Annotated in this window: 4 protein-coding genes; 1 reads left to right on the top strand and 3 read right to left on the bottom strand. The window is 53.5% G+C overall.

All coding sequences use genetic code 11. From position 1 onward, the window contains the following. The first annotated feature begins 310 nt into the window (after positions 1–310). On the top strand, positions 311–1,555 hold the full coding sequence (locus tag B5F98_RS10120) for an IS110 family transposase (RefSeq protein WP_087372132.1): 1,245 nt from the start codon (positions 311–313) through the stop codon (positions 1,553–1,555). Positions 1,556–1,633: 78 nt separating this feature from the next. Here B5F98_RS10120 and B5F98_RS10115 read toward each other — a convergent pair whose 3' ends face one another. From B5F98_RS10115 to B5F98_RS10105, 3 genes are all read right to left on the bottom strand, one after another. Continuing rightward, a complete protein-coding gene (locus B5F98_RS10115) occupies positions 1,634–3,604 on the bottom strand; it encodes a tetratricopeptide repeat protein (RefSeq protein WP_087372130.1) in 1,971 nt (656 codons plus the stop codon). Positions 3,605–4,102: 498 nt separating this feature from the next. Then, a complete protein-coding gene (gene acrA / locus B5F98_RS10110; protein WP_087372126.1) occupies positions 4,103–5,209 on the bottom strand; it encodes an acryloyl-CoA reductase electron transfer subunit beta in 1,107 nt (368 codons plus the stop codon). A gap of 18 nt (positions 5,210–5,227) precedes the next feature. Further along, positions 5,228–6,031, bottom strand: coding sequence for an electron transfer flavoprotein subunit beta/FixA family protein (locus tag B5F98_RS10105; protein WP_087372123.1), 804 nt, complete (start codon positions 6,029–6,031; stop codon positions 5,228–5,230). Positions 6,032–6,034: the final 3 nt, after the last annotated feature.

The raw sequence follows: 6,034 nt of genomic DNA, 5'->3' as shown, positions 1-6,034 counted from the left end.
TTATGACCATTCCTTTCCGCTGCGCTCCAAGGCACCAAAGGAATATGAAACCCGGTACCTCTAACGCAGCCAGTCGTAATTTGTTAGAATAGGCTTGAGGAAGCAGGCACACTACAGAGCACGTGAAGGTGAGTAGGCCCAACATTGTGTTGGACTGAATATTTATGTGTGCCGGACGCTCTTTCAAGCACCGATGAGTAGGGCATTGTACCCTGTAACCTTATCTTTGGAGAGACGGACTACTTCAATCTTTCAGTGAGCGGCCAGTCCCTGCCTGTTCCCCTCAAATACTGTTTCGAGGGGATGTGTTATGCTTAAAATCGTCTACCGTATCTGCTGTGGAATGGATATCCACAAATCTTTTGTCGTTGCCTGTATTGCTTCTACCAGTGAGCAGGGTGTGACAACCTACAAGAGCAAACGTTTTTCCACTTTCACTGGGGATTTACGACGGTGTGCGGATTGGCTTTCTGAGAACAACTGCAAGGATGTGTGCATGGAATCTACCGGGAAGTATTGGATTCCTGTTTACAACATTCTGGAACCCACCTGCAACATCGTACTCGCCCACCCTAAGTATGTGAAGGCCATCCGGGGCAAGAAGACCGACAAACGAGACGCCAAGTGGATTGCCGACATCTTCAAGCACGATCTTGTCTCAGGGAGTTTTATCCCTCCGGCAGATATCCGTCAGCTTAGAGATCTGTTCCGCTATCGTTGGAAACTCACTAACTTTACTACCGGTGAGAAAAACCGGGCGCAAAACTGTTTGACAGTCTCCAATTTCAAACTGGACGATGTGTTCTCGGATGTGTTTGGTAAAGCAGCCTCCGCAATTACTGCCTGGATTCTGGAACATCCAATGGAGAAAATTACAGATATTTCTGCCTTCCGAACCAAAGGCATGAAAGCGACCGACGAACGGGTGCTCTCTGCTGTGGATGGAGAGATGTGTGAAGAACAGGCTGAAAAGCTCCGCATCATCCGCTCCCACATGAGTAGTCTCCAACTTTGCAAGCTCAATCTGGAATCTCTGATTCTGTCTACCGCTGAGAAGTACCTTCCCCAACTCAATCTTGTTGTGACGGCGCCGGGTATCCAATCCTTTGCCGCAATTGGCATTATTTCTGAAATCGGAGTGGATATGTCCGTGTTCCCCACCTCGAAGCACCTGTGCTCATGGGCTGGGCTTACGCCGCAGAACAATGAGAGTGCCGGAAAGAAGAAAACCACCAGAATCAGCCGGGCCGGAGCTTACATCAAGCCGTTGCTTGTTCAATGCGCTCTCTGCGCCATTCGTGCCAAGCAGTTCCCAGAAGTCCGGAATCGTTACCTGGCTCTCAAGAAACGCCGCGGACACAAGAAGGCGATTATCGCCATTGCTAGGATGCTGCTCACCGCCATTTACAATATGCTCAAGAAGAACGAGCCGTACAACTCTGAGCTCTATCGCAAGAGCGACCGGCCTCCCGTACACCGTGAGGTTTCTGTAGCCGAGGCTATTTTTATCCTCCAGAGACAAGGTTATCTGGTGGCCGCTCCACCTACTGTTTAGATTTTAAACATAAATTCGATTTTTGCCCGCTTTTAGGGGGCTTGGGTTTGTGCGCCCTTTTTCGGAATGGTACTTAGACTACAATGTTTCAACCTTTTCATCTTTGTAATGCTTCGCATTGCTGAGCAGGCACAGCACATACTCGGACTCCACATGGGGGTTGCCAGGCGCAACTTCCCTGGCTTTTTTGGCTAAGGCCACCGCCATCTCCCTGAGATCTTCGGACTTGATCTTCTCCTCGCCAATTATCGGTTTCAAAAAACCTACGTCGATGTCTTCTTCGTTCTTCTCTAGTCGGCGCAAATAGCAGGCAGCCCCACACAAGGCTCTCACATTGGTGGACTCATGTTTCAGAACTTTTTCAAATACCCCTAGCTCCTCCTTCTCATTCTTTCTTTTCTCTTCATTCTCATCCTTTCTTTCCTCTTCATTCTCATTCTTAACCTTTGGATATAGGTAGCATTGTCCTAAGTTGTTATTCGTAGACATCCACGAGTAATCTTTTCGCTGATAGGGGCCATTCTCATTGTACTCCTGGACCTTTTGATAGCTTTCAATGGCCTTCTGATATTCCCCCAGCATTTGCTGACACCACCCAAAGTCACTCCGTGCAGGTACATCGCTGGGCTCCGCCTGGACGATTTGCTCAAACCAAACCTTGGCCTGGGCCGGGGCGCTCGGCAGATAACAAGTCCCCATCGCATAGCGGGCTTTGAGGCCTACGGTGCCGGGACGAATGACCTTCTCTGCCTCGCACAGGTCTTTCAGTACCTCCACCGCTTGGGTCAGCTGTCCCTGGTTCCGATAGCACAGCCCCTTCCACAGCAGCACCTCCGGGTCTTTATTATAGAATCTCAGCAGCCGTTCCAATTGCTCCAAAGCTTGTTCAAAGTATTTCAGTTTGATGGAGCATTTGGCCTGCTCCAGCTCGGCGTAGCGGTTGAGAGAAGCTGTCTCGTCCACAAAGTAACTTTTCCCCTCTTTTCTGGCCCTTCTCTGGTTGTCCATCACAACTCCATGCGCTTCCTTGGCCTTGAGGTAATCCCCTCTCTTGCGGTACAGCCTGCCCAGATTGTTTTGCATGTCTGTATTTTCCTTTTGAATATTTTTTAACACATGCAATGCCAATTCCTGAGCCTCGGCATAAGCTCTGGGTCCATCGGTGAGGCAGGCCACTAGATTCACCAGGGCCTGCAAATATTGAGGGTCTTTTTTATCCTTACACTGCTGCTGCGGCTGCTGGCTGTTCTCTTCCACGTGGAACTTCCCTTTGATTTTTTCATCAATTTTCCCATACGTCTCCAGCAACTTTTGTTGCGCAATGATAGCTTTCCCCTCACCATCACCACACATGGGCGCCAACGCTGCGCACACCGCCGCAAAATACGGAATGGCCTCCTGATGCTCCATCTGATTGCGCTTGCAGCGCCCCATGTTGATGACCGCATCCAGAGTGATTTTCCTCAGCTCCCCGTTGTCGGAAGGAATCTCCTTTACGATGCGCTCAAATGCTTTCAACGCCCCTTCCCCTCTCTGGAAGGACGGGCTGCTGCTGTGGTGATAGCGGAATTTTTCCATCTCCCGCTCACACTTGGCCGCCATGTGCTGAGCCAGCCAACGGCATACGAGTTCCTTCGTATCTTTGGCCCTCTTAAAACAGGTTTGCGCCTCCTGACACATTTGATAGGGCAAGGGCTTCCACCGATTCAAAATCAGGGCTTGACGAAACCGCACATTTCCTCGGGCCAGCTGATAATAGGGGTTCAGCTCACAACGGTCGGTCATCTCGGTGTTTTTGTAGACTTCTTCCACCCATTGTTTCAGCCGCTCACAGGCATCAAGGAGTACCTCCCGCTGCACCAAGGTCTGATCGTACAGCTGATCTGCCAAATCAAAGCACCGTTTCAGGCGTTTGATGCCCTCCGTCACTTTGGCATTATCCTCCAAACCCTTATAGCTGCTGAATTCGATGCGTTTTTGCTCTACCCCTTCAATCAAGTGGTCTACCGTTGGGCCCACACCTCTTATGTTTTTAAAGAAGTCCGTCATGCTCTCATCCCCTCCCCCTGTATTCGCCTATATTTTCCTTATGATACCATAGTTGCCCTCCACTTACAACTGCTATACAGAGAGTTATCCACAGCTTCCACAAAGTTTTCAACAACCTCAACCCGTTGTGGTGCAAGGGATTCCAGGTTTTTTCCAAAATTACGCAGGGCCGGAACTGGTAGTTTTCTATTCTGCTAAAGTGAGCATTTCCCCTGCTCTATGCCTAGTATTTCCAACGGTTTTGCTGCGTAGGGGCCGTGGCTTGCCCGGCCCGTGGCTACCCTGGCCTTGCCCTGGGAGATTTGGGAGGGGCAAGCCCCTCCCCTACCCATGCTTGCCCCATCTGCGTATGTCTGGGGATGCACTGCATAAAAGGGCCTGCATTCATCATTTTTCATTTATCATTCTTCATTGTCTTTTTCTATTTAGGCCCAAAAATGGCCTAAATAGAAAAAGACTGGCCTCCCCGAAGGGAAGCCAGTCTTAAAAACACGCAACTTAGGCCTTCTCCGCCTTGTACTTGGCAATGGCCTCGGTCAGCATGGGGCCAACCTTGAACAGGTCGCCGGTGATGCCGTAGGTAGCCACGTCAAAGATGGGGGCGTTGGCATTCTTGTTCACGGCGATGATGCACTCAGCGTCCTGCATGCCGGACACGTGCTGAATGGCGCCGGAAATGCCCAGGGCCACATAGATCTTGGGGTGAACGGTCTTACCGGTCTGACCAACCTGGTGGTCCACACCGATGTAGCCGTCGTCCACCACGGCACGGGAAGCGCCAACCACGCCGCCCAGGACGTTGGCCAGCTCCTCAGCGATCTCCAGACCACGCTTGGGGTCGGCGCTGATACCACGGCCCACGGAGACAACCACGTCGGCGCCAATCAGGTCAACGGCCTTCTTGGCGGACTTGACGATCTCCACCAGGTCCACGTGGATGTCTTCCTTGGTCAGCTGCACGTCCACCTTCTCCAGGACGGTCTTAGCAGCGGTCTCCTCGTTGTAGGCCTGGGTCTGCATAACGCCGGGACGCACGGTGGACATCTGAGGACGATAGTCGGGGCACACGATGGTGGCCATCAGGTGGCCGCCAAAGGCGGGACGGGTCATCTTCAGGTTGGTGTTGGCCTCGAACTTGGTGTTGTCCACGTCGATGGTGGAGGTGGTCTTCAGGAAGGCCTTGTACTTCTCCACATCCACATCCAGGTGGGTGCAGTCAGCGGTCAGACCGGTCTTCAGACGGGCAGCCACACGGGGGCCCAGGTCACGGCCGATGTTGGTAGCGCCGATGAGGAAGATCTCGGGCTTCTTGTCCTCCACCAGGTCGCAGATGACCTTGGTGTAGGCATCGGTGGTGTAGTCCTTCAGCAGGGGGTGATCGCAGATGTACACACGGTCAGCGCCGTAGCCGCCCAGAGCCTTGGCGTAGGTCTCGTTGACCTCGTGGCCCAGCAGCACGCCGCACAGCTCCACGCCCAGATCGTTGGCCAGCTTGCGGCCCTCGCTGAGCAGCTGGTAGCCGGTGCTCAGGATGACGCCGTCGCGCTGCTCGCAGAATACCCACACGCCCTTGAAGGCGGCGGTGTCTTTACTATTGAAAGCCATAATTCAGTGCTCCTTCCCTTAAATGATGTGCTTCTCGCCCAGAATGGACACCAGCTGCTCGCAGGTGGCCTTGTCGGCGCCTTCCAGCATGGTGCCAGCGCCCTTGACGGGGGGAGAGAAGGACTTGTACACCTGAGTGGGAGAGCCCTTCAGGCCGACAGTCTCCAGCTCCACCATGGGATCGTCCACCAGAGCGTTGAAGTCCAGCACGGTGTAGGGCTTGGAATAGCAATCCATGATGCCAGCCACACGCATGTAACGGGGAGTGTTCAGCTCCTTGATGCAGGTCAGCAGGCAGGGGGTCTGCACCTTGATGGTCATGTAGCCATCCTCCAGCTCGCGGCGAACGGTGAGCTGGCCGTCGGTGTAGTCGATGCCGGTGACATAGGTGACCTGGGGCAGGCCCAGCTTCTCAGCGATCTGGGGACCGACCTGAGCGGTGTCACCGTCGATGGCCTGACGGCCACAGAACACGATGTCGTCCTTCTCCACGCCGATCTTGCGGATGGCAGCGGTCAGAGTGGTGGAGGTGGCAAAGGTATCAGCGCCGCCGAACTCACGGGCAGACACCAGCACGGCCTCGTCAGCGCCCATAGCCAGGCACTCACGCAGCATGGACTCCGTGGGAGGGGGACCCATGGAGATGACAACCACCTTGGTGTCGGGGTTCTTATCCTTGATCTGGAGGGCGGCCTCCAGAGCATTCATATCATCGGGGTTGGAGATGGTGGCCATAGCGGCACGGTCCATGGTGCCGTCAGCCTTCACAGCAACCTTGCCGGAGGTGTCGGGCACCTGCTTGACACAGACAATGATTTTCATAAT

This window comes from Pseudoflavonifractor sp. An44, assembly GCF_002161675.1.
GTDB lineage: Bacteria > Bacillota > Clostridia > Oscillospirales > Oscillospiraceae > Enterenecus > Enterenecus faecium.
The sequence above is the reverse complement of the archived record's forward strand: the minus strand, read 5'-3'. Positions and strand labels throughout refer to the sequence as shown.